Below are 25,833 nucleotides of genomic sequence, written 5' to 3' on the forward strand. Positions count from 1 at the left end.
GACCTCTCGGTGGGGACATGGGCTTAACAGGGAAGACACTTGAAGTTTCAAATAGGCAGGAGCACCGTAACATATAATCCAAATTTGAACAATATGTTTAGTAGAGGCATGAGGCGCACCCGATGGCTGAACGGTGAGGAGATGCGGGCCTGGCGGGCCCTCTACGGCGCCGCGGCGCTGCTGGACCGGCGTCTGGACCAGCAGTTGAAGGAGGACTCTGGTCTGGCGCACATGCAATACGAGATCTTGGGCAGGCTCTCCGGGCTGCCGGCCGCGAGCTGCGCATGACCGAGCTCGCTGACTCCCTGTACACCTCCCAGTGCGGTGTGACGTATCAGATCGCCTAACTGGAGAAAGTGAACGTGATAGAGCGGCGGATACGCCGCAGCGGCCTGCGGGCCGTCTGCGCCGTCCTCGCGGACGCTGGCCCGGTCGCTCTCGAAGACGCAGCCCCAGGCCATGTCGCCGCGGTCAGCGAACCGCTCATCTACGTCCTGCCCCCATGAAGAGCTCACCGTCCTGACTGAAGGTCTGGGCAGGGCCTATGACTACGTACTCAAACGTGGCCAGGCACGGCGGGTCACCGGCAGCCGCAAGGATGTCGAGGTCGGCAGAGCCGTCGTTCCCACTATGATCCGGCGGGTACATGCCGCGATGGGTGTGATTCCTCTGTAGAGATGGCTTGACCTGGCAGAACGCTTCTCAGAGTGCCGCGTCAGCAGGGCGGCCGGCAGAGATCACCAGACGGGTCACCCACGGGGCGGTGGCGCCGTGCACCTGATACCTACGAGCCCCTGCAACAGCTCCCCTTCAGACACTCTGCGCCCCGGCCGCCAGGGGGAGGACCAGCCGGAAGGCGCAGCCCTCGCCAGGAGCGGTGTCCAGCTCAACGCGACCGCCGTGCCCTTGGGCGATCGCCGAGGCGATGGCGAGGCCGAGGCCGCTGCCGCCCTGGTCGCTGGAGCGGGAGGGGTCGACCCGGTAGAAGCGCTCGAAGATCCGCTCGGCTTCCTCCGGCGGAAGTCCAGGTCCCTGGTCGACGACCTCGATCACTCCGATCGGCGTTGACTCGGCCAGGGGCGGGGAGGCACTGGTGCGGCCGGACAGGTCGGTGCCGCCCGCGGCTGCACCGGCCCGGGCGGTTCCGACGCGTACGTCGACCGGGGTGCTCGGCGGCGTGTGGACGAGGGCGTTGGACAGAAGGTTGTTCACGACCTGGAGCAGGCGATCGGGATCGCCCACCGTCTCCACGACTTCCAGCTCGGCGTCCTTTGTCTTCGCGTCGAGGGGGCTGAGCGTCGCGGGGTGCTCGCCATCCGCACGGACGGCCGCCGCGCTCACCGCGTCGGCCGCGAGGGCCAGCAGGTCGACGGGGTCGCTCCGGTAGGCGGGCTCCTGGTCGAGCTTGGCCAGCAGTAGCAGGTCGTCGACGAGAAGGTTCATGCGCTCGGCGTTGCGGGCCACCTGTTCGTCGGCCTCCCGGCGCTGTGCGGCGGGGCGCTCCGGGTGGCGCAGGGCGAGCTGGGCAAAGCCTTGGATCGTGGTGAGGGGCGTGCGCAGTTCGTGTCCGGCATCGGCCACGAAGCGACGCAGCCGCGCCTCGGAGAACTCCCTTTGCCCCAAGGCCTGTTGGAGACGGTCAAGCATCTCGTTGAGTACGGTGCCCAGGCGGCCGGTCTCGGTGCGCGGGTCGGTGTCGGGCAGCCGCAGGCCCACGTCCCCGGCGCTGATGAGCTGGGCCGTGTGCTCCATGCGGGTCAGCGGCAGGAGGCCGAGGCGGACCACCGAGCGGCCGAGAGCGATCAGACCGACCACGGCCGCGGCCAGAATGACAGCGTTGAGGGCCAGCATCTTCGACATTGCCCCCTCCACCGTGTCGAGCGGGAGGGCGACCACGTACGTGGTCCGCGCCGGACCTGCCCGCCACAGGACCCGCCACCGGACGTCCCCGGACTGGGCGGGCACGGTGGCCTCCTGTCCCCGCGTCAGACGCAGTTCGCCGGTCGATCGGGGGAGCTTCGGACCAGGCGTGCCTCCCCCGCCGAGTGCGCCCTGCTCCTCGCCCGCGGCGCCGTAGAAAGTGAGCCGGAAGTCCGAGGGAAGGGTGGTGGAGTCCGGCGCGGGTCTGACGACTGGTTCGGCCCGCTGTGCGAAAGCCCCGTCGGGGAGCGCGAACTGTTCCAGCTGCTGGTCCACCCGGTTCAGCAGCCAGGAGTGCATCACCACGACGCCGATCATCTGCACAGTCAGAACGGCGACGGCGGCCAGCAGGGTTACGCCCCACACGAGCCGACCGCGCAGCGAGCGAGGGCCCCGCATCCACCCACGACAGGTCACCGTTCGGCTCCCGTGCCATGGCCCTGGGGGAAGCGCAGGCAGTAGCCGACGCCGCGCACGGTGTGCAGCAGGGGCGGGTCGAAGCGGTCGATCTTGCGGCGCAGGTACTTGACGTACGTCTCCACGATGCGGCCGTCGCCCGCGAAGTCGTATCCCCACACCTGGTTGAGGATCTTGGTCTTGCTGAGCACCCGGTTGGCGTTCTCCATGAAATAGGTGAGCAGCTTGAACTCGGTCGGCGACAGCGGGACATACTCGCCGGTCCGGTGCACCTCATGGGCGTCCTCGTCCAGCTCGAGGTCGGCGAAGCGCAGGATCCCGCTGTCGACGCCGTCGAAAAGTCTCTCCGGGTAGGTCCGACGCAGGATGGCGTGGATGCGCAGCAGCACCTCCTCGATGCTGAACGGCTTGGTCACGTAGTCGTCGCCGCCCGCGCTCAGGCCCGCGATGCGGTCGGCAAGCTCACCGCGGGCCGTGAGGAACAGCACCGGCGTCCGGACCCCCGCCGCCCGCAGCCTGCGAGTGACCTCGAGGCCGTCCAGGTCGGGCAGCATGACATCGAGGAGCACGAGGTCCGGACGGCAGTCCTCGATGTCCCGGAGGGTCTCTCGCCCGGTGGCAGCGCCGAAGACCTCGTAGCCGGACAGCCGCAGCGCCGATTCCAGCAGCATGCGGATGCTGGGATCGTCCTCAACCACGAGGAGGCGGTACGGAGCAGGCGCTGCGGCCGAGTCGGGCATGGTGCGGTGTCGTCCGTTCTGCCGGGGCTGCTACTTGATCGTGCTCTTGGCGACGCAGTCGTACAGGACCGCACTGAAACCGCCCGTCGCGCCGCCTGCGTCGGAGCCGCTGCCGGCGGTATTGCCGCCGTAGTCCTTGGCGGGTACGACGGAGCAATTCTCGCTGATCCACTTGGACCGCTCGGCGGCCGCACCGCCCATGCCGCCCATCCGGGCGCCCATGCCGTCCCCGCCGGACGAACTGAGCACGTATCGCAGTTCACCGCTCTCGGTCCATGTGTCCAGCTGCTGAACCGAGGGGGCGTTGTCGGTGCCGAGGAAGCCGCCCATGCCGATCAACGTGGCATTGGTTCCCAGAATGAAAGCGCCCGCTCCCATGCCGCCGCCGTTCACCGCGAGAGTAATGCGGGCGCCTTTGGAGTACTTCTCGGCGTAGTCAACGATCTTGCGCTGGTCGGAGGTGAGGGTGGCGCCGTCGCCCATGCCACCGCTCATGCCACCGAACCCGCCGGAGCGATCCGTGCCACCGCCTGCTCCGGGGAACGAGGGCATCGTGCCGCCGGAGCCCGTCCCCGGAGCGCCGTTACCGCCCGAGCCCGCTTCCGGGTCACCGTCGAAGCCCTGTGGCAGCTCAAAGCCTTCCGGTAGGTCCCCGCTCCCCTTGCCTTCCGGCATCTCAAAACCCTCGGGCAGGTTGCCGCTGCCACCACCTGCAGGCATGCGTCCTCCGCCGAAGGACATCGCCGTCGGACCGGCCGTCGGGTTCGCCGCGCCCATCCCCGATCCGGATCCAGGCACGCTCACGGCCCATGCGCCCGGTGCGAGCAGGACCGCCAGCACCGCGCCGCCGAGGGCGGCCACCGACAACTGCGGCTTCAACAGGGCGGCGGCCAGCAGCCCCGTCGCAACCAGCCCCAGCACCAGTACCACCCAGGCCAGCCACCCATGCCAGGACGGATCCCGGCGGATCACCACCACGGCCCAAGTCATGGTCAGCAGCACGGTCATGGCACCGACGGGCAGCGCCCAGCGGGCCCCGGCCCGGTGCGCCCGGGCCAGCGCGGTGACCAGTCCGGCGGTCAACGCGGCGACAGCGGGGGCGAGTTGAGTCGTGTAGTACGGGTGGAACGTACCTTCCTGGGTGGAGAACACCAGACCGCACACCAGCAGCCAGGTCCCCCACAGCACCCACCCGGAGCCCGGCAGCGCCTCACCCGCCGTGTTGCTGCCGCGACGGCGCAATACCGCCCCGGCCACGGCCACAATCAGCGCCACGGCGGTCACCGGCAGGAGCCAGCTAATCTGGCCGGCCATCTGACCGTTGAAGAGCCGCAGCAGCCCCGCCTCACCGCCGAAGGCGCCACCGAGGTCGCCCATACCGCCACTGCCCGCGCTCTCACCGAAGATACGGCCGAGCCCGTTGTAACCGGTCACCAGATTCCAGGCAGTGCCGTCGGTGCTGCCGCCGATGTACGGCCGCTCCCCCGGCCACCAGGCGACCATCGCCACCCACCACAACGACGAGACGGCACACACGGCACCGGCGATCAGCAGCCGTCCGACCCGCGCGAGCCAGGTTCCGGTCGCGCCGACCAACCAGGCCGCGGCGAGCGCCGGCAGCACCATCCAGGCCACCATCATCTTGGTGAGGAAGCCGCAGCCGATCAGCAAACCGCTCGCGCACAGCCACCACGTGCCGTGCCGGCTGGACTCGGACTGCAGGGCGCGGGTCAGCGCATACACGGTGGTGAGCAGAAACAGCACCAGCAGCGTGTCAGGGTTGTTGTCCCGGTTGATCGCCACGGTGATCGGAGTCAGGGTCATCACCAGGGCGGCGAGGAGCGCCGTTTCCTCTTCTGCCCAACGCCGCACCGTGCGGTGCAGCACGAAGACGGCGGCGACGCCCTCGATCACCTGGGGCAGGATCAGTGCCCAGCCGTGCAGACCGAAGATCTTGCTGCTGAGCACCTGCGGCCAGAGCGCCGCCGGGGGCTTGTCAACCGTGATCACCCCGGCCGGGTCGAAGGAGCCGAACAGGAAGTTGGTCCAGTTCTGGCCCATCGACTTCACGGCGGCCGAGTAGTAGCTGTTGCCCCAGCCGAGGGAGCCGAGAGCCCAGCCGTACAGCAGCGCGGACAGCAGCAGGATCGCGCCCAGCGCGTAGGGGGCCGCCCGGCGCGGCAGGGCGCGGCCGATGACGGGAAGGCGCGGGACGGTACCCGTCGGCGCATCGGTGATGTAAGTCATGGAGACAATCGCTCTCGGGGACGGGGTTCAGGAGGCGCGGCGGCGGAACACGGCCAGCCGCAGCACCAGGAATCGGATGCCGGTCACCAGGACGGAGGAGACGGCCAGAACGAGGGTCTCGGCGGCCGCCGACGCGTCCGGCACGGCCTCACGGAAGGCCAGGACGGCCGCCGAGGTGATGAGATAGCCGACGACGAACACCGCACCCGCACCCAGGTGGGCGCGTCCGGCGCCGACGCCGTCCGCGGAGTAGCGGAAGGTGAGACGACGGTTCGCCTCGGTGTTGAGGAGCGTGAGCACCAGCAGGGAGACGAAGTTCGCTGCTGCCGGCGGCCACCAGGTGCGCAGCAGCCAGTAAAGGAGGGCCTGTCCTGCCGTCGAGGCGATGCCGATGATGGCAAAGCAGGTGATCTGCCAGGCAAGTTGGGAGCGGTCCGCGTCCGGGGCCAGGACCGCGTCGGGATGCTCGGCGGCCGGCCCAGGGCGGGCCGGAACAGGGACGCGGGCAGCGCCGGACGCCTTGAGCCGGGCCATCCGCCACAGACCCCTGAGATCGTCGGCCGCTGTGCCGACGACGTCGACGCGGGTGTCGACGTCCTCCACCCAGTCGACGGGGACCTCATGGATGCGCAGTCCGTTGTGCTCAGCGAGCAGCAGCAGCTCGGTGTCGAAGAACCAGGCGTCGTCCTCGGTCTTCGACAACAGTGGGCGCAGCACCTCGGTGCGGGCGGCTTTGAATCCGCACTGGGCGTCGCTGAACCGGGCACCATGGCTGAGCCGGATCAGCGCGTTGTAGCAGCGGGAGATCAGCTCACGGCGGGGTCCGCGCACGGTGCGGGCGCCGGCGGCGAGGCGGCTGCCGATGGCCAGATCAGAGTGGCCGCTGGCGAGCGGCGCGATCAGTGGCAGCAGTCCGTCCAGGCCCGTGGACAGGTCGACATCCATGTAGACGACGATGTCGGCGTCGCTCGCACCCCACACGGTGCGCAGCGCCAGGCCGCGCCCCTTGCGGTCGAGATGGACGACACCAGCGCCGGGTAGTTCGTCGGAGAGGTCCCGGGCCACGTCGAGGGTCGCGTCGACGCTGGCGTTGTCCGCCACGGTGATCCGCCAGGGGTACGGCAACTCGTCACGCAGCCGCGCGTGCAGGGTCCGGATGCAGTCGGGCAGCGCCCGTTCCTCGTTGTAGACCGGTATGACGATCTCGACGGTCGGCTGGCGCGTCACGGCCGAGTCCGGGACATCAGCCGGTGTCGGCGACTGGAAACTCCGAGCCATACGCAGGCCACTGCTTGTTTGCGTCATGGGTTCCTCGAGCAATGGGGTCGGTGGGGCGGCTCCCGTGCGCACCCGCGTCCCGGCCGCGCACTGGTCGACTCTGACCTGGGCAGCAGGGGAAACACGAGGAGAAAGCTGGGAACTGACGGGGAGTCCGCTGTCAATCCGTTCGCCGACGGGCGGCGGGGAACACCGCCGATCCTTGCTGTGGAAACTGGGAGGACGGGGTCATCGACCCGGGAATAGGCCGAGAGAGCCCTGTGCGAGCGCCCGGGCCGACGTGAGGCAGAGGCATCCCCGCGCCACAGGACAGCACCGCGACGGCGCCTGCACTCGCCGCACCGACGCTCCTGTCCGTGCCGCCCGCGGGCCGACGATCCGGCTCGCAAGGCTGTCATGAGCGGCGCAGGCCGCATGGCGCACGACCGTCACCCCCGGAATGAGACTGGCTCCGGGTGGTCCGAGGATTGCTGGTCGATGAAGCGCGGAAGGTGGACCCGGAAGGTGGCGCCCCGGCCGGGCGACGACTCGACCGTGATGTGCCCTTTGTGCGCGGTGACAAGGGAGTGGGCGATGGCCAGCCCGAGACCGGCGCCGCCGGTGGCCCGGTTACGGGACGTGTCGGCGCGATAGAAGCGCTCGAAGATACGGCCGCGTTGTTCTTCCGAGAGCCCGGGCCCCTGGTCGGCGACCTCCAGCACGGCGTACTCACCGACCGTGCCCACGCCGATCCGCACAGGGGTACCGGCCGGGGTGTGGGTCACGGCGTTGCCGACCAGATTCGTGACCACCTGGCGCAGCCGGGCCTCGTCGGCGAGAGCGGGCGCGGAGCCCGGCGTTCCCTCGCCCTCAGGGCCGGTGAGCGTGACGACGCGGGCCGGGTCAAGAGCACGTACGTCGTGGAGCGCGTCGGCGGCAAGCGTGCGCAGGTCCGCCGGGGCGACATCGAGGTCGGGCGGGGTATCCGCCGCCGAGACCTCGGTAGCGCTTGCCGCGGTCTTCAGGGCGTGTTCGTCCAACCGGGCCAACTGGAGCATGTCCTCGACGAGTCTGGTGAGGCGTTCGGATTCGCGCGCGATCCGGACCATCGTCGCCTCGACGTCCTCCCGCTCGGGCAGCGCGCCCATGCGGTACAGGTCGGTCAGGCCCTTGATCCCGGCGAGCGGCGTGCGCAGCTCATGGCTGGCGTCGGCGACGAACCGGCTCATCCGCGCCTCGGACTCGGCGCGGGCGGCAAAGGCGGCCTCCAACTGCCCGAGCATGCCGTTCAGCGCGGCGGCCAGGCGACCCAACTCGGTTTTCGGACCGGCCAGTTCGGGGACCCGGCGGGACAGGTCGCCGCCCGCGATCTCCGCCGCCGTCTGCTCGATGCGCGACAGAGGACGCAGCCCGGAGCGGACGGCGAACCAGCCCGCCACCGCCAGGACCGCGAGCAGGGCCAGACCGGTGCTCTCGTAAGTCCGCCACATGCGGGCCACCGTCCCGTCCACCTGGGCCAGCGATGTCGCCACCACCACGGAGCCGGTGGCGGCCGACGTCGTGGGCGTGCCCCCGGGCAGCAGGTTCGCGGAGACTCTCGGCATGGCGATCACGCGCCAGCGCGTGTCGCCCTTCGTGCTCCCGACCGTGAACGGATGACCGTCGTGTGCGACGACCGCGGCCGTGTCCCATCGGGGCAGCGCCGGGCCGCGCGCATCGCTCGTACGACGGCCTGAGCCGAGGGAGTCGATGCTGCTCTCCACCGTGCCGTCCGACGAGACGTAGGTGATGACGGGGTTACCGAGGACGTCCGTGCTGAAGTCCGCCATGTTCGGCGGCGACTTGTGTCCGGCCCGGTTCTCCACCACTCCCTCCGGCATCAAGGAGAACACCTGTGCGGTGGCCCGGAGTTGGGAGTCGACGCGGTCCTCCATATAACCGCGTAGGTTGTTGCCGGTGACCACGCTGAAGGCGGTGAACCCGATGGCCAGCAGGGCCACGGCCAGCAGCAGCACCCGGCTGCGCAGTGAGGCGCGCCCGCGCACTCCTCCCCCGCCCAGCCCCCTCACTGCTTCGGCCCGCGCAGGACGTAACCCACACCGTGCACCGTGTGGATGAGCTTCGGGCCGCCGTTGTCGATCTTGCGGCGCAGATAACTGATGTAGGTGTCGACGATCCCCGTGTCGCCGTTGAAGTCGTAATCCCACACCCGCCTGAGAATCTGCGCCTTGGAGACCGTCCGCCCGGCGTTGGCCATCAGGTAGTGCAACAACCGGAACTCGGTGGGAGACAGGCTCAGCGACGCGTCGGCGCGGGTCGCCTGGATGCCGTCGGGGTCGAGTTCGAGGTCGGCGACGCGCAGCAACGCCGTGGGGTCACCGCTGGTGCGGCGGAGCACGGCGCGGATGCGGGCGATCAGCTCCTGCAGATCGAACGGCTTGGTCACGTAGTCGTCCCCGCCCAGCCCCAGCCCCTCGATCTTGTCCCGAGTGGCGTCCCGGGCGGTCAGGAACACGACCGGGACATGCCCGGCATGGGACGCCGCAGCATGACGATGCTCCTCGCGCAGCCGCCGGATCACCTCGAAGCCGTCCAGGTCGGGCAGCATGACGTCCAGCAGCACCAGGTCCGGCGGCGCCTCCCGAGCCCGCTCCAGCGCCTCGCGGCCGGTGCCGGCCGCGGCCACAGTGAACCCCGCGTGCCGCAGTGCCGCGCACAGCAACTCACGCACGGTGGGCTCGTCGTCCACGACCAGCAAGTTCACGCCCTTGACGGTTGCCGCGCCTGGCTCGGCCCCGGCCGCAGGCAGCACGGGACGATGGGTGGGAGTCAAAGGGGCCTCCAGGAAGCCGGACGTACGCTCCCGGCCTCGCCAGGGGCGAGAGACGCAGTGCGGACGGCGTTGTCCGTGACGGCCGGGATCCTGCCGGCCAGGATACGAATAGCGGTGTTCCGTTCGCGTGCGCCCGGCGATCACACCGCCCTCAGCCGACCACGCGCACAGGCCAGAAGACTGCCGCTGAACCCCGCAATACCCCCGACGACCAGCCCGAATGCGACAGTACGCAGAACGCTGCCGTCGAGCTCCGCGCGCATGCCGCCCATCTCGCTGCCGAACATGCTCATCCCGAACTTCCCGGACAGTCCGGCCAGCCAGGTCGCCGCGCCCAGGACGACGGCCGTGACGGCACCGAACCGCTCGGCCATCCCGAGGTGCCGTGCCAACGGCCCGCGGTAGGGGTGCAGCGGGTTGAAGTGCGTCGGGTTCGTGACTCGGGCAGCCCGGTATGCGCAACCGACAAGAACGAGTCCCGTCACAACGGAAGCCACCAGCCACAGCGGCACCGCACCGGCCGACAAGGCCCTGAGGTGCTCGGTGCGATCGGTCTGCTGACCGCCGGCCATGCCACTCGTGCCGCCCATTCCACCCATCATCTGCGCCATCGGATTGCTGCTGTCGCTCTGCACGGGATGCATCGCGGCCGTCCACGCGGAGCCGACGCCGAGTGAGAGGAAGACGGCAAGGAGATTCGGGAAGAGCACCAGTACGGCACCCGCCGCGGTGCCGACCCGGCCTCCGACGGCCGTTCCGACGATCGTCAGAGCCACCGTCGACACGAAGGACACCACGACGACCGTACAGACGACAGCCGACAGGCTCGGAGCCCAGGTCGGACGCAGTCGGTCCAGCACACCGCCGAGCGGCAGCCGCACCCGGCGGCTGATCAGGCACCCCACGCCGAGAGCCGCGGCCACCCACAGCAACGCGCCGAATGCGGCCGACGCCGCGCTCACCTGGTACGACAACACGGTCTGGCTCGACGCGCCACCGGCCATGGTCCCGAACGGGTTGCCGCCACCGCCCATGTCCCCGAAGGGGCTGCTGCCAGCGCGGGACGCGCTGCCGCCGGCTCCCCCCATCCCCTTCATGGCCGAGGCCGGGAGCTTGATCGTCCCGTGCGCCAGCGCGCCCACGATGATGAGGACGAACATCGCCATGCCGACGGCACCGGCCGCTCGCACGGCGAGTTCGCCTCCGGTGAATCGCCGCTGCTGGCCCTGCCGCAACCGCCGAGCGAACGCGATCCACAGGACGATGGCTCCGACAAGTGTCACCCCAAGCGGCACTATGTCGGCCGCCCCGCTCATCGTGGGGCTCATGCTCCCACCACCGCCACCGAAGAGTTCGGCCAGCCCTTCCATGCCGCCCGTGTCTCCGGATGGACTGCCGCCCGCTCCCACCGATCCACCGACCGCCATGGCCGTCACGACCATCGTCAGCGATCCCAGCGATCCGACCGAGGAAGCATTTGTCAGCAGCAGGGCGACCACGGCCGTGCAGGCCATGGAGACCACCCCGCACAGTGCGGACAGCGCCCCTTCCAGAGCGTTTTGCCAGGGACCGATCAGGCCAATGGGGACCGGGCGGTCCTGGGATGTACGACGAGGGGTTGAGCGGGGCGTGGGACCGGAACCAGGCCTGGTCCGGGGATGGGCCGAGGTGGCAGACATGTCGAAGAGGACTCCGCTTCGATTTCGAGGGAACACGCGGCGCCGTCTCGGGGCAGGACGACGCCGCGTGCTGAGGACCCGCACAGCGTGGCGGCGTCGCCTTCCACCTTCCGGAGAGGTTCTGGGAGGTTCCTGAGAGACTCAGGCCGACGACGCAGGTCAGCGGATGCGTACGACCGCCTCGGCGGGTTGATTCCCAGAAAATTCCCAGAACTCGGCGCCAGCCCGGTCGCCTAAAGTCCAGCAGCCGTCCGGAATCGCCTCGGCGGCCGTATGCTGCGTTCGCAGTACGCGGCCCCGGCCAGAGGACGTGTGACTGAGAGCCGGCAGTACCACGGCCGCTATATAGGACGTCAGCCACGCCCGTGTCGGCAGCTGGTCGTCTACCAGCACACGGACCATCACCGCCCCCAACAGCATGCTCGGCACAACTCCAGCGTCGGACACTCCGCAGCGATCTCGCCCCGGTCGACGGCATATTGCACCGAGCGTCGAAAGGCTGCCGTGTAAGGCTCGACCAGATACTCGCGCACCAAGGCCCGCCCGGCCCACCGGGTGACCGGGTGACCGGGTGCAGCACAGCACCACACCTGCGCGGTGCCCGCAGCTTCGACGAGGGGGGCCGCAGTCTCCTTCTTGTCGCGCAAATTGCCGAACACTGGGGCACCCGGCACACCGGTAAGTGGAAGGTCATCTGGGGCGAACAGACTTTGTCGTCGGCAGGGCCGGAGTACCGGTGACCTTGACCATCCTGGGGCGTCGAAAGCCCCCGGGGTGGCACCACGGTTCAGCCGGCCGTGCTGGCCCGGCATCCCGCCCGGTTCAGCTTCCTCGCGAGGGTGGGAGCCGTGGGCTTGATGCTGCCGTGCCCAGGCCTGCCGTTGGTGCCCTCTCGGTTGACACACCGCGGTGACGCCTGATGATGGCCGGGTGAGGACACAGATGGGCGAATCGGTCCTGTCACGGGTCGTGCGGATCTTCGAGGCGTTCACGCCGGAGGAACCGGCCCTGACCGTCTCCGAGATATCCCGGCGTACGGGGCTGCACGTGGCCACCACGTCGCGACTAGTGGCTGAGCTGGTCTCACACGAATTCCTCACCCGGGACGAAGATCGCCGGGTACGCATCGGCATGCGCGTATGGGAGCTGGTCACCCGCGCCTCCCCCACTCTGTCCGTGCGCAACGCGGCGATGCCGTTCATGGAGGGAGTGCACGACGTCGTCGGCCACCACGTGCAGCTGGGTGTGCTGGACGGCGGCGAGGTGCTGTTCCTGGAACGGCTGTCAGCACCGGGCGCTGTCATCAACTACACGCGCATCGCCGGCCGCCTCCCGCTGCACGCCTCTTCCAGCGGCCTGGTGCTACTCGCCCACGGCCCGGCCGACCTGCGCGAACGCGCCCTCGCCGGACCACTGCACCGCTACACCCCGAACACCCCGGCCGACCCCGCGCAGCTGCGGGCCATACTCGCCGAAGTCCGGCGGCAGGGGTACGCGTACTGCCCTGGATACGTCCATCCGGAAGCCCTCGGCGTCGCCGCTCCGGTGCGCGACGACCGAGGCGAGGTCGTCGCCGCGCTGGCGGTGATCGTGCCCAACAACGTCGGCGCCCAGTCCGTCGTACCCGTGGTACGAACCGCCGCCCGCGGCGTTTCCCGCGCACTGGGCACCCCGGCCCCACAGGATCGACAACACCACTCGGGCGCCGTACGTGACGGCGGCGCAACACCCTAATGACGATCGCGAAAAGTTTGTCTCTCACTGATTGAGAACGCCGTCGCGACCAGCCGCCCCTGCCCCGCATCCTGCCTCCAATCCAAGGACGGGAGGCGACGACGTGGTCGGAAACAGCGTGGTTCCGGACGGCGCGTCCGCTGTCGGCACGGTACTGCCGACGCCGAGCAACGCGGCGAACGCGGTGACCCTGGAGGTCTCCGCCAAGGAGCCGATGGCCGAGGGCGTGGTCGCCCTCACTCTCACACACCCGGCGGGCGCACGCCTGCCGGACTGGACGCCCGGCTCCCACATCGACCTGGTCCTGCCGGACGGCACGACCCGCCAGTACTCACTGTGCGGCGACCGGTGGGATCCGTACACGTACCGGATCGCGGTGCTGCGCGAGCCCGCGAGCCGGGGCGGTTCCGCCTACGTGCACGAGCGTCTACGCCCGGGAGACCGGGTCGGCATGGGCGGGCCGCGCAACCACTTCCCGCTGGTGCCGTCGGAGAAGTACCTGTTCATCGCGGGCGGCATCGGCATCACCCCGCTGCTTCCCATGGTGCACCAGGCCGAACTCCTCGGCGCGGACTGGCAGTTGCTGTACGGGGGCCGGACCCGGGCGTCGATGGCGTTCCAGGACGAGCTCACCGCGGCGTACGGCGACCGTGTCCACGTCGTGCCGCAGGACGAACTCGGTCTGCTGGACCTGGCGGCCTGGCTGGGAACCCCACGGCCGGAGACCAACGTCTACTGCTGCGGCCCCGGTCCGCTGCTCGGCGCCGTGGAAACCGCCTGCGCTTCCTGGCCGTCGTACGTGCTGCGCACCGAGCGGTTCATCGCCGCGGCGCAGGCCGCGCCGGTGCGAGATACCTCCTTCGAGGTCGAACTGCGGCGCACGGGCCGCACCGTCACTGTCACCCCGGACGTCTCCGTGCTGGAGGCGGTACGCCGGGCCGGCGTGGATGTGCTGTCCTCCTGCGAGCAGGGGACCTGCGGCACCTGTCTGACGCCGGTCCTGGACGGGCGCCCCGACCACCGGGACTCGATCCTCGCGGATCACGAACGGGCTGCGAGCGACTGCATGTTCCTGTGCGTGTCCCGCTCCTGCAGCGACCGCCTTGTCCTCGATCTGTGAGCCCTCTTCCCTTGCCCAAGGAGCCGTCCATGACCGAGACCCTCGAAGGCACCGTCGTGCCCCCTGCCAGCGACGTCGATCCGTTCGCCGTCGAGGTCCTTCTCGACCCCGAGCCGCTGCACCGGGACCTGCGCGAGGCGGGCCCGGTCGTGTACCTGTCGCGCTACGACGTCCACGCCCTGGCCCGCTACGAGCAGGTGCACGCCGCTCTGGTGGACTGGCAGCGCTTCGAGTCGGGCGCCGGCGTGGGGTGGACCAACTTCCGCCACGAGAAGCCGTGGCGCCCGCCGAGCCTGCTGCTGGAGGCCGACCCACCCCGGCACGACGCCCCGCGCCGGGTCCTGCGCGAGATCCTCGCTCCGCCCGCACTGCGCCGACTGCGCGAGACCTGGCACGCGGCAGCCGAGGAGATGGTCGACCGCGTGCTCGCCGACGGGCCGGAGCTGGATGCGTTCACGGCACTGGCCAAGGCGTTCCCGCTGCGGGTCTTCCCGGACGCCGTGGGCCTCGGCCCCGACGGACGGGACAACCTCCTGCCGTACGGCAACATGGCCTTCAACGCCTTCGGCCCGCTCAACGATCTCGTCAAGGCCGACGCTCACCGGGTGGCCGAGCTGTCTGCCTGGGTCAACGCCCAGTGCCGACGTGAGGCGCTGAGTGAGGACGGCTTCGGCGCCCGTATCTGGGCGGCCGCCGACCGCGGGGACCTGACCCACGAGCAGGCACCGCTGGTGGTGCGCTCCCTGCTCACCGCCGGAGTCGACACCACCGTGCACGGCCTCTCGGCCGCCCTGTACGCCTTCGCCACCCATCCCGAGCAGTGGCAGCGGCTGCGTGAACGGCCGGAGCTGGCCCGGGTCGCCTTCGACGAGGCGGTCCGCTGGCAGTCGCCCGTGCAGACCTTCTTCCGCACCGCCACTACCGACGTCCGTGTCGCCGGCACCGTCATCCCCGAGGGCACGAAGATCCTGATGTTCCTCGGTGCAGCCAACCGCGACCCGGACCGCTGGACGGACCCGGACCAGTTCGACCTCGCCCGCGACCCCTCCGGCCACGTCGGCTTCGGCATGGGCATCCACCAGTGCATCGGTCAGCACGTCGCCCGCCTGGAAGCCGAGGTACTGCTGACCGCTCTGGCCCGCCGCGTCGAACGCATCGAACTTACCGACACGCCCCACCGCCACCCCAACAACACCCTGCGCTCCTGGGCCTCGCTGCCCGTGCGCGTCCACCCGGCCGCCTGAACCGCGTCAACAGGCACCTTCAGTGCCGTAGAAATGAGGAACACCCATGTCCCAGCAGGTACGAGGCGTCGTCGCACGGGCGAAGGGCGAGCCGGTCACCATCGAGACGATCGTGATCCCCGACCCCGGGCCGGGCGAGACGGTGGTGCGGGTGCAGGCATGCGGCGTCTGCCACACCGACCTGCACTACCGCGAGGGCGGCATCAACGACGACTTCCCCTTCCTGCTCGGCCACGAGGCGGCCGGTGTGGTGGAGTCGGTCGGCGAAGGCGTCACCGAGGTGGCACCCGGGGACTACGTCATCCTCAACTGGCGTGCCGTGTGCGGCGACTGCCGTGCTTGTCGCCGCGGGCGACCCTGGTACTGCTTCGACACTCACAACGCCGAGCAGAAGATGACCCTGCTGGACGGCACCGAACTCTCCCCCGCCCTCGGTATCGGCGCCTTCGCGGAGAAGACCCTGGTGGCGGCCGGACAGTGCACCAAAGTGAATCCTGCGGCCTCCCCGGCGGCCGCAGGACTCCTGGGCTGCGGGGTGATGGCCGGCATCGGGGCCGCCATCAACACCGGCGAGGTCGGCCGCGGGGACTCGGTTGCCGTCATCGGCTGCGGAGGCGTCGGCGGCGCGGCCGTCACCGGGGCCCGGCTCGCCGGAGCGGCAAAGATCATCGCAGTGGACATCGACGACCGCAAGCTCACCACCGCACAACGGCTCGGTGCCACACACACCGTCAACTCCCGTCAGGCCGACGCTGTGGAGGCGATCCGTGAACTCACCGACGGCTTCGGCGCGGACGTGGTCATCGACGCGGTGGGCCGCCCGGAGACGTATCGACAGGCTTTCCACGCCCGCGACCTGGCAGGGACTGTCGTCCTGGTCGGCGTACCCACACCGGAGATGAAACTGGAGCTACCGCTGCTCGACGTGTTCGGTCGCGGCGGCGCGCTGAAGTCCTCCTGGTACGGCGACTGCCTGCCGAGCCGGGACTTCCCGATTCTGATCGACCTCTACCTCCAGGGCCGTCTGGACCTGGAGGCCTTCGTCACCGAGACCATCGCCCTCGACGAGGTCGAGAAGGCATTCGAGCGAATGCACCACGGCGACGTGCTGCGCTCGGTGGTGATCTTCTGATGCCCGGCGCCCGCATCGAGCACCTGGTCACCTCCGGCACCTTCAGCCTGGACGGCGGCACCTGGGACGTCGACAACAACGTGTGGATAGTCGGCGACGACCACGAGGCTGTCGTCATCGACGCCGCCCACGACGCCGACGCCATCGCGAAGGCAGTCGGCGATCGGACCCTGCGGGCCATCGTGTGCACGCACGGCCACGACGACCACATCGACGCCGCCCCCGCGCTCGCGGACGCAACCGGTGCCCCGATCCTGATCCACCTCGACGACCGCTTGATGTGGAAAGAAACCCACCCGGATCGCGCCCCGGACGGCTATCTGTCCGACATGCGCCGCATCACGGTGGCCGGCACCGAACTGACCGTGCTGCACACCCCCGGCCACACCCCCGGGGCGATCTCGCTCCACGCCCCGGACCTGGCCACGGTCTTCACCGGCGACACCCTCTTCGCCGGTGGCCCCGGCGCCACCGGGCGGTCCTTCTCGCACTTCCCGACCATCATCCGCTCCATCCGCGACCGCCTGCTCACCCTGCCACCGGACACGGTGGTCCGCACCGGGCACGGGGAGTCCTCCACGGTCAGCGCCGAGGCACCGCACCTGGACAAGTGGATCGCCCGGGGATACTGACCACCCGGTCCCACTCCCTGAGAACCGACCAACCGAGCGGCTCACAGGGGGATAGGACTGCAAGCATTGCCGTGCTCGGCCCGCAGCCGGGCCGAGCCCTCTTCCTGGCCGCGGCCGTACCAGCCGCCGAGGTCCGCTCGGCGAGGCTGCGGTGGAAGAGGCGGCGAAGCAGGGTTGGGACCCTCACGGGCCCCTCGGAGGGGTTCAGCCCTTGAGGACGGCGGCGATCGACTCGGCGATGGGGCTGGTCGGGCGGCCGATCAGACGAGTGAGGTCGCCGGTGGTGACAACCAGCTCGCCCTTCTCGATGGAAGCGTCCACACCCGCAAAGATGGCCGCCGCCGGTTCAGGCAGACCCGCGCCGCTCAGGATGCCGATGAGGGCCTCGACGGGGACGGTGCTGTTCGCGATGTCCTTGCCGGTCTGCCGGCTGAGCTCAGCCGCATACTCGGCCAGGCTCCAGGCGTCGTCGCCGCCCAGCTCGTACGTCTTGTTCTCGTGCCCCTCGCCGGTCAGCACGGCGACGGCGGCCGCGGCGTAGTCGGCACGGGAGGCGGAGGAGACGCGGCCCTCGCCAGCGGCGTTCACGACCGCGTTGTGCTCCAGCACCGGGCCCAGGTTCTCGGTGTAGTTCTCGTGGTAGTAGCCGTTGCGCAGCAGCACGTACTGCAGACCGGAGGCCCGAAGCACCTCTTCGGTGCCGCGGTGATCGTCGGCGAGCGCGGCCTTCAGGCTGCCCAGGGTGCTGGTGTAGGCGAGCAGCGCGACACCGGCGGCCTTCGCGGCGTCGATGACGACCTTGTGCTGGCCGACCCGATCCCCGCCGACCTCGCTTCCCGAGATCAGGAGCACCTTGTCACCGGGGGAGAAGACGTTTTCGAAGGTCTCGGGGATGCTGTAGTCGGCGACCACGATCTTCACGCCACGGGCGCCGAAGCCGGCGGCCCTCTCCGCGTTGCGGACCACGGCCGTGATCTGGTCAGCCGGGATCTTCTCCAGCAGGCCCTCGATGACGAATGTGCCGAGGTGGCCGGTGGCGCCGGTAACGACAATGCTCATAATTCAGAACTCCTTGTGGGGTACCTGTATGGCACTAACCCTAGGGTCAGCGCTAACCAAACGTTAGTACCCACTTTGAAGTAAGGTACCGACGTAAAGGTAAGTAGACGCCTGCGCCGCCACCTTCTGGGTCCGGAGCGCGACGACCTGGTCCGCTGTGACGCCAAGCGCGTGATCCCACCGTGCGTCGCACTGCTCGGCTTGGAGGGACTCGGGTTCGGCTAGCGGGCGCTCGATGGATCAGGCTGAGCCGATGGTGAGCGTGAGCCGACGAGTGCCTCTCAGAACTCTTCCTCAGCGAAGTGGATCACTTCCGGTTCCTCGGCGAAGAAGGCTCCGATGAGCTCCGCAAGCCGGATGACCTGGGGTGTCGTGGGAAACACCTTGAGGCCGTCCTCGATCCTGTCCCACACCACTTGCAGGTGAGCTCGAACAACTCCGCGCCCTCAAGTGCCTTCACGACGTCCGGAACGATCCGAAGCGCCTACGGCGTCTGAAGTGCTCCCGGGCGAGCGGCACCGGCTCCGCGGCACGGCGCACCGGATCTCCATCGATCGAGACCGACGAGCCGCTGGCGGTAACCCGGTCTGCGGAGAGCGTTCGATACTTCGGTCGCGACGAGCTCATTCGCTCAAGATGAGTGGGCAGAGACGCTGTGCCGTTGTGAGGACCGTTGGCGCAAAAGCGGCCAGGACAGGCGGCGCACCACCGTCTGCCCTGGCCGTTCTGGGTGCGTCAGGTCGAGCGAAGATCTCAGCCCAGTCGCCCGCGAACGAGACGTCGTCTCGTTCTCTGGGGCCCGGGAGCCCCCGTTCGACCTACCACGCTCCGGAGGAGGCGGCGTCCCGCGCGAATTCGGCGAAGTCCCAGGGCGGACGGCCGAGTGCGCGCTCGACTCCGTCGCAGACGTGGGCATTGCTCCCGTCGAGTACCTCCCCGAAGAGGTGGCTCAACTGCCCGATGACCGGCTCGGGCACATGCTGTGCCCGCAGGCCCTCGGCGTAGGCGTCCACCGAGATCGTCCGGTACCGGACATCACGTCCGCTGGCCAGAGCGATGTCCGCCACCGCGTCGGCGAAGGTCATCGGCCGGGGACCGGTCAGTTCGTACACCTGGCCGGTGTGCTTCTCCTCGGTGAGCCCGGCGACGGCGACGTCCGCGATGTCGTCGGCGTCGACGAAGGGTTCCAGGACGTCGCCGACGGGCAGCGCGAGCTCGCCGGCGAGGATGGCGTGGAGCCAGTCGCTCTCGTTGAAGTTCTGCGCGAACCAACTGCACCGGACGACGGTCCACTCGGCTCCTGATGCCTTGAGCAGGTCCTCGCTTTCGAGGGCGCCGGATCCACCGCGGCCGGTGAGCAGCACGAGGCGCCGGACACCGCTCTCGACAGCGGCCGCGGCAAAAGCGCCGATCGCCTCAGGAGCGCCCGGCACTGAGAGGTCGGGGGCGTAGTTGAGGAACGCCGCGCGGGCCCCGCTCAGTAAGGGCGTCCATGTTGTGCGGTCCTCCCAGTCGAACGGCGGGGTGCCGCCGCGGGAGCCGATCCGAGCGTCGAGTCCCGCCGCGACGAGTCGCTGGGCGACGCGCCGGCCGATCTTCCCGGTGCCGCCGGTCACGAGAATCGTCGTTCCCTCGTCACCTTGCCGGTTCACGTCAGGCCTCTCGGCGTTACGAACAGCAGTCACGTGATTCCTTCTAGGGTTCGGTGCGCTCCACGGTTACGGGTCTTCAGCGACCAGCAGCTCGCCCTCGGGGGACCCAATCCGCTTCCTCGCGCCACGGACGGCGGCCGAGCCATGCCTCGGCGATCAGCCTCGTACACCCGGAGGATAACTTGAAAGTTCAATAAACCTGTGCTTACGTAAAGCCCATCAGGAACTTCAAATTTGGACTTCCTGGCTGCCTTCCCCCCGCTTGCCCAGCAAGATTGGAGATACGAGCACCATGACCGCTGTCACCCGCAGGACCTTCGCCGCGACGCTCGTTGCCGCCGCCCTCACCACTGCCGTAGCCGTGCCCGCCACCGCCGCGACCCCGTCGGGCGCAGCTGCACGGTCAGCCGGTCACCCCACCGCTTCCGGCGACTACGAGAACGCTCGCCTGAAGTACCAGAAGTTCGTCGCCGTCGATGTCATCAAGGGCCTGTTCGAGCGAGGAGACACCGAGGTCGTCGACCGCTACGTGAGCGCGGACCTCATCCAGCACAACCCGACTCTCCCCAACGGCACCGGGGCGTTCAAGAAGCTCGGCGTCAGTTTCCACCAGCAGTACCCCAGCCTGAAGGTCGATATCAGGCAGGTCATAGCCGAGGGCGACCTGGTGCTCCTGCGCTCCCACATCACCCTGTCGCCGGAGGACCGCGGCAACGCCTTCTTCGACATCTACCGTTTCCAGGGCGGGAAGATCGTCGAGCACTGGGACGTGAACCAGGCCGTGCCGGCGACCTCGGTCAACGGCAACGACATGTTCTCCACCATCAGTCAGCCGCCGACCCAACAGCTGGGACCGCGATGGCTCACCGTGGCCAACAAGAAGCTGGTGACCGCCTACTTCGACCAGCTTCTCGTCCGCAAGGACGTGTCCGCCATCGACCGCTACGTCTCTCCCGACTACCACCAGCACAACCCGACCGTCGCAGACGGCGCCGCCGCCACGAAGGCCGCCATCGGGGGGTACTTCAAGCTGTACCCGCAGCTGACGGTCGAGCCCAAGCGGATCATCGCCCAGGGAGACCTGGTGGCCATCCACAGCCACTACACCAACGCACCCGGCGAGCGCGGCCAGGCGGTCGTCGACCTCTTCCGCGTACAGAACGGGAAGATCGTCGAGCACTGGGACTCACTCCAGGACGTACCGGCGACCTCGGCGAACGACAACACCATGTTCTGAGGAGCACCCAGGCCGGGCGGACAGGGTAGCGTCCGCCCGGCGACGGATGCCGGCGAAGTACGGAGGCGCCCCTGTCCCGAACACGCGCCGGACAGCGGCGGACACGGACTGGGCGATAACTTTGCCCCTCGCATCCCCCGCACCACGATGCCGTTCCGCGCCGGAATGGCGACAGCCTGGGTCCAGCACGATGTCGCACGACAACGAGTAAGCGCGATCAGCGTGCACAAGACCCTTCTGGCGGACTACCCGGCCGAACGGCGTCGGCCACGAGCGGCTCGCGGCCCGAAGCGCGGCGAGGCCCACCTCCAGGTGCTGGGGTATCTCTCACCGGAGACGCGGGGCAGCCAGGCGGCGCTTCGCGACTTCGTCGACGACGTGGTGGCCACCATGCCGTACGGGGTGCCGGCGGCATGCCTCCCGCTGACCGCCTCCGTACGGCAGTACCACCGCGACCTCGACAGTGGCGGCACCCGGGCGCTCAGCGCGAGCCGTCACTGGTCCCAGCCGCATGTGGCACCCCTGTTGGGCCAGGCATTTGCCCGCTGGCCGTAGCCCGACCACCCACGGCACGCGGGCATCATCGCCGATCTCGACCTGCTCGCGTACGCCTTGTCTCGTGCCGTGCGGACGCGGGAAGCAGCTGTGGTTTTCGCGGCCACCGGCGGGCTCGTCACCCAGTGGCCCTGGGGGCATGAGGGCGATCCAGTGGAGCACTACGTGCACTGGAGACGTGGTTGAGCGATCAATTCGCCGACATCGGGTACAGCAAGGAGGACACGGCGTGACAGTCCACGTCGAGGCCGACAGCGTCGGCCGGTCCTTACCCAACCCACCTGCCCTGGAACGGCAGACCACCGCCGTGTTCTTCGACATGCTTCCCCATCTGGATGTCAAGTGGCGTGGGTGACTGGTGGTGTGACGGTGTAGCACCGTCAGTCACGCATCAGGGCCCACAGAACGTTGACGCGTCGACGGGGCAGGGCGAGCACGGCCTGGAGGCATAGAAGACGCGTTGCAGCCGCCGGTGATAGTGCGTGGGCCGGTGGAGGTTGCCGCCGACCTGGCCGGAGTCTCGTGGTGCAGGGGTTACGCCGGCGAAGGGGGCAAGTCGGCTCGGGGTGGGGAACGCCTCCAGGTCTCCGTCAGTCGCGGCCAGAAGCTCAGCGGCGGGGATGGGGCCGATGCCTGGCATGGAGGTGATCCCACGTGGGGCGGGAGACAGCGCCTTGTGGTGCACGAGGAGCACCGTCGATCAAGACTCGGGCAGACGGGGCGTGGGCCGGCCCGAGGGCCGTCAATGGGCTAGTTGACCGGCGGGCACGCAGTGCGGATTCGACCTTGTCGACCATCCATGCGATGCGGGCGGAACAGTCCGGCGGATCACTTCCTGGCAAGGTTGATGGTCGGAGCATGGACCGACAAGCCAGCAGAGCCGAGCTGACCTTGGCGCCCGTCCGCGCGAATTGAGTAATTGTTTTCCAATCGGGCAAAGAGGGGTGAAATTCACCAACAGGCCGCGTACCCGGCCTCCGTCATGCGCCGGCCCAGGTCGGACAGGCGGTCGGGGGTGTCGTCGAGGAGGAGCAGCAGGCCCGGCGCGGCGCTCTCGTCGCCGGCGGCCTCGCTCAGGATGGACAGGAGGATGGCCAGCTCGTTCGGCGGTCCGTCGGCGAGGAGGTCCGCAGCCTCCCGGACGACGGCCGACGTCGGCACGATGTCGTAGAGGCAGTCGGTGAAGGCGTCCCAGTTGCCGCCGAAGTAGTCGGGGAAGCCCAACCCGGCGGCCCATTCGGTGAAGAGGTCCTTGAGGGTGCGGCAGCGCGAGCCGCGTACCTCCTTCGATTCCGGGAGGTCGGCCAGTGCCTCGGTCAGGGGGCGGATCCAGGCTGTCGTACTGGTCACGGTGGTTTTCTCCTTCGCGGATGCGGGTTGGGGTGGCGGACAGACGTGTTCTGCCCGCCACACCAACCCGGCTCTGCCAGCGGTCCCAGTGCCTAGAACCGGCCGATGAGGTTGAACGAGTTGTAGTGATCGGTCGTGGCGTAGACGTTGCCGGTGTTGGGGTTGCGCACGAGCCGCCGCGCGTTGCGCCGGACGCCCGTCGAGGTGTACTCGTCGATGTCGTACTCCACGTAGGGAGCGACGTTGTTGCCCTGCGTCGAGTGGGCCTGGGACGACGAGGCCCCGTTGGCGTGCTCGATGTTACTGACGAGGCCCTGGTAGTCGTTGAACCTGCCGCCGTAGTAGATGTACCGGTTGGCGTGCGCGTTGGAGTCCCAGAAGTCGAACCAGCGGCGGCCACCGTTCTGGCCGGGCCACCCGCGGCCGGGCTCGACTTCGAGGTGGCCGACGCCCCAGTTGGGGTAGGCGTCGATGTTGACGTTGGACCAGAAGCCCGCCGCGCGAAGAATCTCGTTCCACTCTGCCTGCGAGATGCCCGATCCCGCCGGGGGGTGCTGGAAACCATGGTTGGTCTGTCCGGGCGGCGCCTGGGCGAATGCGGCGCTGGGCTCGGCCACCGCGCCGCCCACGAGGGCGAGCAGGATGCCCGCGATGGCCAGGGCCCGACGGCGGCCCCGCAGCCGGGGCTTCTTACGGCGCTCCGCGTCCGGCGCGGACGTCTCAGCAAGGGAGGGGGACAACTGGTGCTCCTCGACTCGTTCCTGTGTTTCCCCGAGGCGATCCACCCCGGTGCCGCACAAGGAACCAGTCGCGCATGACAGTGGCTCGGCAGCCTGATCACAGCTGAAGTTGCTGCAGGAGTTCGCCGCCGTGCCCGGCATGGTACTCACCCGGGACGCGCTGCTGGAGAAGGTGTGGGACTACGCCTGGTCCGGCGACACCCGGGTGGTGGACGTCCATATCCGGCGGCTGCGCGCCAAGATCGGCCATGAACGCATCCAGACGGTGCGGGGCTTCGGCTACAAGCTGCGCCCGTAGGGCCTGGACATCGGTACGGTTCCCGTGAACATCGGCACGAAGGTGGCTCTGGCCGTCGCCGCAGCGGCTACGTGTGTCGCGAGTTCGGTCGGACTGCTCGTCCACCGCATCACCGCCACTGACCAGCTGGCCACCGCCCGCTCCGACCTCGACCGGCAGCTGATGAGCTCCGTCTACGACCACGCGGCCGGCCGCAAATCCGCGGCCCGGCTCGACCCGCCGGACCTGCCTCCGGCTGTGTCGAAGGCGGTGCGCCGCGGCGTCCGCGTGACCTACCTCCAGGACGGACCGCATCCGGTGCTGTGGGCGGCGACCCGCGTCTCCGACCGCACCGTGCTTACGGTGTCACGTTCCTACGCCCATGAGACCCACGAACTGGCCACGTTGGACCAGACACTGGTCACAACGGGCGCGACGGCCACTGCCGTGGTGTCCCTTGCCGGGCTGGCTCTCGGCGTGCGGATGGGCCGCCGGGCTACGGCCGCCGCTGATACTGCGGAACGCATCGCTCGCGGCGACCTGAACGCCCGTGCCGGCCCGCAGGGGCGGGACGAGATCGCACGGCTCGCGGCCTCGGTAAATGCCATGGCCGACGCGCTCGGCGCCCGTCTGGAGGCAGAACGACGGGTGACAGCCGACATCGCGCATGAACTGCGCACACCCGTCGCGGCCATGGTGACCGCAACTGGCCTGCTGCCTGCCGGGCCAGCCACCGACCTGGTGGCGTGCGGGGTGCGCAAGCTGTGCGGACTGGTCGAGGACGTCCTGGAGGTCGCCCGCCTCGACGCCCACGCGGTATCGGTGGAGAACGAGCTCCGTCAGGTCAGCGCGATGGTCTACCGCTCGGTCGCCGGGCTCGACGGGGTGCAGGTCAAGATCGTCGCCGACACCCTCGCGGAGACCGATCCGCGACGCGTGGAACGGATCCTCACCAACCTGGCCACCAACGCCCTGCGGCACGGCGCCCCGCCGGTGACGGTCGACGTGGACGTCGAGACGGACGACGACAACGACGGCGGCGGACCGGTCGTGCGAGTCCGCGACCACGGCCCAGGCTTCGCCTCCAACCTGCTGGCCGTCGTCACCGCCTCCGGTCCTCAGCGATTTCGTACTGGCGGCGCGTCCACGGGAACGGGCCTGGGACTGACCATCGCCGCCGGACAGGCCCGGCTGCTCGGCGCCCGCCTCACCTTTCGCAACCATCCCGACGGGGGCGCCGAGGCGACCCTGCACCTGACCGGGGGCGGCCCCGCCGACGGGGACGCAGAGTGACACGGCCTGTGGGCCTACCTCTCCGTCCTCAGGTTCAACTGGTGCAGCAGGCTCGCCAGTTCAGCCATTTCGCGCCGGTCCCAATGGGCCGGCCGACTAACGTACCGTGCCCGGCCCGCCGCGCACACCTCCCCACCCGGCTGCGCCGTACTCGCCCTTCGGGGTCTTGAAAGCCCGCAGGGCCGAGCGGATGCGGGGAGATCTCACGCTGAGCAGGATCAAGGAGCAGGGGACGAGCTGGCGGGGCCGCGCGAACGAGCCCCTGATCCGGGAATCCCTCGCCCGCTTCCTGCCAGACGGGCTCCTGCCCGCAGCCCCGGCGATCGGCGGACACTGGACCCGCAGCAACCATGTCGAAATCGCCCTGTCGGGCGCCGACCGGCAGCGGGTGGTGAGCAGTTACTCTTTCTCGGCTCGGTCAAGTGGTTGGAGAACTCCGCGTTCGACAGCCACGACCTGGCCACGCTGCAGCAGCACCGGGCCGCGATCACCTACGGGCCGCTACCGCTCGTGGCGGTGTCCCGCAGCGGAGTCGCTTGTTCTGGACTTCAGGCGGTGTACGGCCCCGAGGAACTGCTCAGCGCTTGGCTCAGGGCGGTGCCTCCCGCACACTGCGTGGGCAGATGCCCCAGGACAGACGGCCATAGGTACCGCGTTGTCGCACGTCAACGAATACTGGCGGCCCCCGCCGCAAGAGTCGGAAGAGCGGTCGACG

General features: G+C 69.3%; 22 protein-coding genes and 3 pseudogenes. 12 read left to right on the plus strand and 13 right to left on the minus strand.

The window, feature by feature from the left end; all coding sequences use genetic code 11:
- Window positions 1-108 precede the first annotated feature (108 nt).
- On the plus strand, window positions 109-288 hold the full coding sequence (locus ACIQPR_RS46870) for a hypothetical protein (RefSeq protein WP_403663182.1): 180 nt from the start codon (window positions 109-111) through the stop codon (window positions 286-288).
- 522 nt (window positions 289-810) lie between these two features.
- On the opposite strand, the gene ACIQPR_RS46875 is transcribed toward ACIQPR_RS46870, so the two are convergent.
- The 7 genes from ACIQPR_RS46875 to ACIQPR_RS46905 form a co-directional block, all read right to left on the minus strand.
- The gene (locus ACIQPR_RS46875; RefSeq protein WP_403663185.1) at window positions 811-2,319 is read right to left on the minus strand and encodes a sensor histidine kinase; all 1,509 of its coding nucleotides are present in this window, start codon (window positions 2,317-2,319) and stop codon (window positions 811-813) included.
- A gap of 14 nt (window positions 2,320-2,333) precedes the next feature.
- Complete coding sequence (locus ACIQPR_RS46880) at window positions 2,334-3,077, minus strand: response regulator transcription factor (RefSeq protein WP_403663188.1); 744 nt, start codon at window positions 3,075-3,077, stop codon at window positions 2,334-2,336.
- Window positions 3,078-3,107: 30 nt separating this feature from the next.
- Window positions 3,108-5,324 carry a glycosyltransferase family 39 protein gene (locus ACIQPR_RS46885; RefSeq protein ID WP_403663191.1) on the minus strand — a complete coding sequence of 739 codons (2,217 nt, stop codon included), beginning with the start codon at window positions 5,322-5,324 and terminating at the stop codon, window positions 3,108-3,110.
- Window positions 5,325-5,351: 27 nt separating this feature from the next.
- Entirely contained in the window at window positions 5,352-6,602 is a 1,251-nt protein-coding gene (locus tag ACIQPR_RS46890) for a glycosyltransferase (protein ID WP_403663194.1), read from the minus strand.
- A 428-nt stretch (window positions 6,603-7,030) separates the two neighbouring features.
- On the minus strand, window positions 7,031-8,626 hold the full coding sequence (locus ACIQPR_RS46895) for a sensor histidine kinase (protein WP_403663197.1): 1,596 nt from the start codon (window positions 8,624-8,626) through the stop codon (window positions 7,031-7,033).
- A gap of 20 nt (window positions 8,627-8,646) precedes the next feature.
- Window positions 8,647-9,345 carry a response regulator transcription factor gene (locus tag ACIQPR_RS46900; RefSeq protein ID WP_403663200.1) on the minus strand — a complete coding sequence of 233 codons (699 nt, stop codon included), beginning with the start codon at window positions 9,343-9,345 and terminating at the stop codon, window positions 8,647-8,649.
- 209 nt (window positions 9,346-9,554) lie between these two features.
- On the minus strand, window positions 9,555-11,093 hold the full coding sequence (locus ACIQPR_RS46905; protein ID WP_403663203.1) for a streptophobe family protein: 1,539 nt from the start codon (window positions 11,091-11,093) through the stop codon (window positions 9,555-9,557).
- Window positions 11,094-12,023: 930 nt separating this feature from the next.
- Between ACIQPR_RS46905 and ACIQPR_RS46910 the strand changes: the two genes are divergently transcribed.
- The 5 genes from ACIQPR_RS46910 to ACIQPR_RS46930 all read left to right on the plus strand — a co-directional run bounded on the left by ACIQPR_RS46910 (window position 12,024) and on the right by ACIQPR_RS46930 (window position 16,955).
- Window positions 12,024-12,827 (plus strand): IclR family transcriptional regulator, encoded by an 804-nt coding sequence (locus ACIQPR_RS46910; RefSeq protein WP_403663206.1) that lies wholly within the window; start codon window positions 12,024-12,026, stop codon window positions 12,825-12,827.
- Between the two features lie 103 nt (window positions 12,828-12,930).
- On the plus strand, window positions 12,931-13,947 hold the full coding sequence (locus tag ACIQPR_RS46915) for a PDR/VanB family oxidoreductase (protein ID WP_403663209.1): 1,017 nt from the start codon (window positions 12,931-12,933) through the stop codon (window positions 13,945-13,947).
- A 29-nt stretch (window positions 13,948-13,976) separates the two neighbouring features.
- Entirely contained in the window at window positions 13,977-15,191 is a 1,215-nt protein-coding gene (locus tag ACIQPR_RS46920) for a cytochrome P450 (protein WP_403663212.1), read from the plus strand.
- Window positions 15,192-15,237: 46 nt separating this feature from the next.
- Window positions 15,238-16,323, plus strand: coding sequence for an S-(hydroxymethyl)mycothiol dehydrogenase (locus ACIQPR_RS46925; RefSeq protein ID WP_403663216.1), 1,086 nt, complete (start codon window positions 15,238-15,240; stop codon window positions 16,321-16,323).
- On the plus strand, window positions 16,323-16,955 hold the full coding sequence (locus tag ACIQPR_RS46930; RefSeq protein WP_403663219.1) for an MBL fold metallo-hydrolase: 633 nt from the start codon (window positions 16,323-16,325) through the stop codon (window positions 16,953-16,955). The genes ACIQPR_RS46925 and ACIQPR_RS46930 overlap by 1 nt, the downstream gene beginning before the upstream one ends.
- Before the next feature lie 204 nt (window positions 16,956-17,159).
- Here ACIQPR_RS46930 and ACIQPR_RS46935 read toward each other — a convergent pair whose 3' ends face one another.
- From ACIQPR_RS46935 to ACIQPR_RS46945, 3 genes are all read right to left on the minus strand, one after another.
- Window positions 17,160-18,014 (minus strand): SDR family oxidoreductase, encoded by an 855-nt coding sequence (locus tag ACIQPR_RS46935; protein ID WP_403663222.1) that lies wholly within the window; start codon window positions 18,012-18,014, stop codon window positions 17,160-17,162.
- Between the two features lie 281 nt (window positions 18,015-18,295).
- Window positions 18,296-18,427, minus strand: coding sequence for a hypothetical protein (locus ACIQPR_RS46940; RefSeq protein WP_403663225.1), 132 nt, complete (start codon window positions 18,425-18,427; stop codon window positions 18,296-18,298).
- A gap of 405 nt (window positions 18,428-18,832) precedes the next feature.
- On the minus strand, window positions 18,833-19,666 hold the full coding sequence (locus tag ACIQPR_RS46945; protein WP_403663228.1) for an NmrA family transcriptional regulator: 834 nt from the start codon (window positions 19,664-19,666) through the stop codon (window positions 18,833-18,835).
- Between the two features lie 292 nt (window positions 19,667-19,958).
- On the opposite strand from ACIQPR_RS46945, the gene ACIQPR_RS46950 reads away from it, so the two are divergent.
- The 3 genes from ACIQPR_RS46950 (at window position 19,959) to ACIQPR_RS46960 (ending at window position 21,813) form a co-directional block, all read left to right on the plus strand.
- On the plus strand, window positions 19,959-20,903 hold the full coding sequence (locus tag ACIQPR_RS46950; protein ID WP_403663231.1) for a nuclear transport factor 2 family protein: 945 nt from the start codon (window positions 19,959-19,961) through the stop codon (window positions 20,901-20,903).
- A 222-nt stretch (window positions 20,904-21,125) separates the two neighbouring features.
- Complete coding sequence (locus tag ACIQPR_RS46955; RefSeq protein WP_403663234.1) at window positions 21,126-21,458, plus strand: hypothetical protein; 333 nt, start codon at window positions 21,126-21,128, stop codon at window positions 21,456-21,458.
- Window positions 21,459-21,687: 229 nt separating this feature from the next.
- Complete coding sequence (locus ACIQPR_RS46960; protein ID WP_403663237.1) at window positions 21,688-21,813, plus strand: hypothetical protein; 126 nt, start codon at window positions 21,688-21,690, stop codon at window positions 21,811-21,813.
- Window positions 21,814-21,838: 25 nt separating this feature from the next.
- On the opposite strand, the pseudogene ACIQPR_RS46965 reads toward ACIQPR_RS46960, so the two are convergent.
- The 3 genes and pseudogenes from ACIQPR_RS46965 to ACIQPR_RS46975 all read right to left on the minus strand — a co-directional run.
- Window positions 21,839-22,107 (minus strand): annotated as a pseudogene (locus tag ACIQPR_RS46965) (IS110 family transposase); the annotation flags it as partial.
- A gap of 302 nt (window positions 22,108-22,409) precedes the next feature.
- Window positions 22,410-22,808, minus strand: coding sequence for a barstar family protein (locus ACIQPR_RS46970; RefSeq protein WP_403663240.1), 399 nt, complete (start codon window positions 22,806-22,808; stop codon window positions 22,410-22,412).
- A gap of 92 nt (window positions 22,809-22,900) precedes the next feature.
- Window positions 22,901-23,548: a ribonuclease domain-containing protein gene (locus tag ACIQPR_RS46975; protein ID WP_403663243.1), complete on the minus strand. Its 648-nt coding sequence runs from the start codon at window positions 23,546-23,548 to the stop codon at window positions 22,901-22,903.
- Between the two features lie 109 nt (window positions 23,549-23,657).
- Here ACIQPR_RS46975 and ACIQPR_RS46980 point away from each other — a divergent pair.
- The 3 genes and pseudogenes from ACIQPR_RS46980 to ACIQPR_RS46990 all read left to right on the plus strand — a co-directional run.
- Window positions 23,658-23,846: pseudogene (locus ACIQPR_RS46980) on the plus strand (winged helix-turn-helix domain-containing protein); the annotation flags it as partial.
- 24 nt (window positions 23,847-23,870) lie between these two features.
- Entirely contained in the window at window positions 23,871-25,118 is a 1,248-nt protein-coding gene (locus tag ACIQPR_RS46985; protein ID WP_403663246.1) for a sensor histidine kinase, read from the plus strand.
- Window positions 25,119-25,302: 184 nt separating this feature from the next.
- Window positions 25,303-25,706: pseudogene (locus ACIQPR_RS46990) on the plus strand (ATP-binding protein); the annotation flags it as partial.
- Between the last annotated feature and the right edge of the window lie 127 nt (window positions 25,707-25,833).

The sequence above is a fragment of the Streptomyces sp. NPDC091280 genome (assembly GCF_044768565.1).
Taxonomy (GTDB): Bacteria; Actinomycetota; Actinomycetes; order Streptomycetales; family Streptomycetaceae; genus Streptomyces.